This is a genomic window from Sedimentibacter sp. (genome assembly GCF_033447055.1).
GTDB lineage: Bacteria > Bacillota > Clostridia > Tissierellales > Sedimentibacteraceae > Sedimentibacter.
The window spans coordinates 1-3,654 of the sequence record NZ_JAWQJF010000010.1 but is presented as its reverse complement, the minus strand read 5'-3'; the positions used below and the strand labels follow the sequence as shown (position 1 = coordinate 3,654).

The window sequence follows — 3,654 nt, the reverse complement described above, 5'->3', positions numbered from 1 at the left end:
TGCTTCTGTTGAAAATTGCAAACTTTTAGGTAAGAATGAAGCTGAGTTGGCTATTCTTCAAAATGATATGTTGGATTATGCTTATAATGGAACTGAAGCTTTTGCTGATGCAAAAATTGAAAATTTGCGTGGTATAGCTATTCTGTATCCGGAAATTGTACAAATAGTTGCCTCTGAGGGAATAAACACTGTAGAAGATTTAAATGGAAAGAAAGTATCTGTTGGAGCTCCTGGAAGCGGCGTTGAAGCTAACGCAAGACAAATTTTAGATGCAGCAGGTCTTACATATGACGATATGTCTGTAAGCTATTTATCTTTCTCCGAATCCGCTGATGCTTACAAAGATAAGCACATTGAAAGTTTTTTTGTAACTGCAGGTATTCCAAATGCTTCAATACAGGATATTTCAACACAAAATCCAGTTTCTTTAGTTTCTTTGTCTGATGAAGCTATTAGCAGTTTAATTGAAAAATACCCATTCTTTGTTGAATACACTATTCCTGCTAACACTTATAGTGGACAGACTAATGATGTTAAAACTGTTGCTGTTATGGCAACATTGGCAACAAATGCAGAAGCTTCTGAAGATGTGATATACAACATTACAAAAGCATTATTTGATAATCAACCTGAACTTGCAAAAGCTCATGACAAAGGAAATTCAATTTCTTTAGAAGGAGCTATTAATGGTATTTCTATACCTCTTCACCCAGGCGCAGAAAAATACTATAAAGAGGCAGGGCTTATAAAATAAAAAATATTTAGGTAACTAAAATGTCCTCTTATGTCATCCTGAGCGGCAGCGAAGGATCTCATTAATATTGTTGAAATTATGAGATTCTTCTGCTGTGCCTCAGAATGACATTGAATAGAGTAAAGTTTTTTGAAAGACCGGTATAGGAGCTCCTTGTTATGAAAAACCCTACAATGTTTGTCACTATAATGATTTTAATATTATTTGTAATAATTATTTTTTTTATACCTGTATTCAACCAATTTACTATTTCCAATGGGAAAACAGGGGATGTTGTTTATTGTGACAGCATTGAAAAATTCGAGAATTTCTATACCAGTTTCAAACATTCAGTCAACAGAACACCCGTAAATGAATTTTACAGAATCGAAGGAAACAAATTTGTTGTTTATAAAACAACTTTTTATTCATATGGTGCCGGAATGCCGGATGCCAGAGACTACCCTGATGCTGATATTAAATTTGAAAATGGGAAAGTATTAATTGACAATATCAACAGAGAATTAAACGAATTTACCATTTTGGTAGGAACTTATGCCGACCACACTGTTCACGTTAAAAATGAAAGCTTTAAGTTAGATAAATATGTTGAACCCCAAAATCCGGCTTTATTCAAGATAAAAAGGGTTTCAATTTACGATATATTAAGGAGGCAGCTTTATGAATGATGACAATTTAAATAATAATCAGATTAAGGAAGAAATAAATGTTGATGACATAATGGCGAAGTTTGATAAGGAATCTGCTTATAGACGTTTAAGCGGAAAACAGATGAAATTTGTATCTCTCATTGCAATATTATTCTCATGTTTTCAGCTGTATACATCATTAGCAGGAATACTGCCTGCACAGCTGCAACGTTCCATACATTTGGCATTTGTTTTTTTATTGGTATATTTAATGTATCCTGCAAGTAAAAAAATGCGTAAAGACAGATTTGGAAAGTTGGATGTTTTTTTAGCAGTACTAGGTGTTTTTACAGCCTTGTACTTGACTTTTAACTTTGAATCTTTGCTCTTAAGAGCCGGAGATCAGAATACACTTGATATTATAATTGGCGGTATTGCAATACTTCTGGTACTTGAAGGTTCAAGAAGGGTCGTCGGACTCCCTATAGCAATAATTGCTTCTGTATTTCTTGCTTACGGAGTATTAGGTCCTTATCTGCCTGGATTTTTAAATCACAGAGGTTATTCTGTCGCTAGAATTGTAAGTCACATGTATTACACAACTGAGGGTGAATTAGGTATTCCTTTAGGTGTTGCGGCAACTTTTATATTTTTATTTATTCTCCTTGGTTCTTTTCTAGAGAAAACAGGTATAGGAGCATTCTTTATTGATTTAGCTAATTCTGTTGCAGGTTTTGCTGCCGGAGGCCCCGCTAAAGTTGCTGTTTTAACAAGTGCTTTGGAAGGCACGATTTCCGGAAGTTCAGTTGCCAACACAGTTGGTTCCGGCAGTTTTACAATTCCATTGATGAAAAGTCTGGGATACAAACCAGAATTTGCAGCTGCTGTTGAAGCTGCGGCATCAACAGGAGGACAGATAATGCCGCCTATTATGGGTGCAGCCGCATTTTTAATGGCTGAGTTTATTGGTGTACCATATGCACAGATTGCAAAAGCTGCCATAATACCGGCTTTATTATATTTCACCGGCATTTGGATAAGTGTCCATCTCGAAGCAAAAAAACTCGGTATGAAAGGAATGAGTAAAGATGAGCTTCCTCGACTTTCAAAAGTAATGAGAGAAAGGGGATATCTTTTCTTACCGTTAATAGGAATAGTATATTTTCTTGTTGAAGGGTCAACACCTGTAAGAGCTGCTCTTTACGGATTAGGTCTTGCCGTTGCAACAAGTTATATAAGAAAAAGTACGAGGCTTACATTTAAAAATATTTTAGAAGCTTTGGAACAAGGAGCAAAAAATGCTCTTGGAGTGTCTGTTGCATGTGCTTGCGCAGGTATTATTGTTGGAACTATAACATTGACCGGATTAGGACTCAAGCTTGGAAATGGGTTGGTTTCTCTTTCTGGCGGAAATTTAATACTTACATTGATATTTACCATGATTACATCATTGATTCTCGGCATGGGTGCTCCCACAACGGCAAATTATGTTATTACAGCAACTATCGCTGCTCCTGCCCTTGTTATGTTGAATGTTCCGGTTCTTGCAGCCCATATGTTTACATTTTACTTTGGTATTATTGCTGATATAACTCCTCCTGTAGCGTTAGCTGCATTTGCAGGAAGTGCAATTGCAAAAAGCAATCCGTTGCAAACGGGTATAACCGCCAGCAAGCTGGCCATTGCAGCATTTATTATTCCGTATATATTTGTTTTAAACCCGGCGATGCTTATGATTGATACTACACCATTTGAGGTTATTCTAATAATTATAACTTCAATAACAGGTATGTTTGGAATAAGTGCTTCCATGGAAGGATATTTGTTCACACATGCCAATAAATTTGAAAGAATTGCCTTCCTGGTTGGTGGGGTGTTGCTGATTTATCCAGGTGCAATAACTGATATAATCGGATTTGTAATTATTGCTATTTCGTTTTTATATCAAAAGAACAAAGCAAATAAAAAAATAGACAACGAATATATTTAGACGTTGTTACTCTGAGACAAAATTAAAGGATCTCATCAATTCAACAAAGATGAGATCCTTTACTATCGTTATGGATGACAAAAGTATATTTTTTCAGTTGCCTCGTTATATGGTTATATGGTTATATGGTTATATGGTTATACGTTTATACGGTTAAGATTTTTTTGTTTAATGCTTTTATGGATTTTTCAAGAGCTTCTGCTGTTTTCACTTCTATGAGCGCCCTGGAATTTTTCTGTTTTGCAAATTCTATTAATTCAATTATATTTAATTCTCCTTCA

3 protein-coding genes are annotated in these 3,654 nt (G+C 35.3%); all 3 read left to right on the top strand.

Annotation, left to right across the window (positions count from 1 at the left end; translation table 11 throughout):
• Window positions 1-754 (top strand): TAXI family TRAP transporter solute-binding subunit (locus tag SA378_RS00880; protein WP_318524111.1); only part of this gene is annotated, 754 nt, incomplete at its 5' end.
• 158 nt (window positions 755-912) lie between these two features.
• Window positions 913-1,422: a DUF1850 domain-containing protein gene (locus tag SA378_RS00875; RefSeq protein WP_318524110.1), complete on the top strand. Its 510-nt coding sequence runs from the start codon at window positions 913-915 to the stop codon at window positions 1,420-1,422.
• A complete protein-coding gene (locus SA378_RS00870; RefSeq protein WP_318524109.1) occupies window positions 1,415-3,373 on the top strand; it encodes a TRAP transporter permease in 1,959 nt (652 codons plus the stop codon). Before SA378_RS00875 ends, SA378_RS00870 begins: the two co-directional genes overlap by 8 nt.
• Window positions 3,374-3,654: the final 281 nt, after the last annotated feature.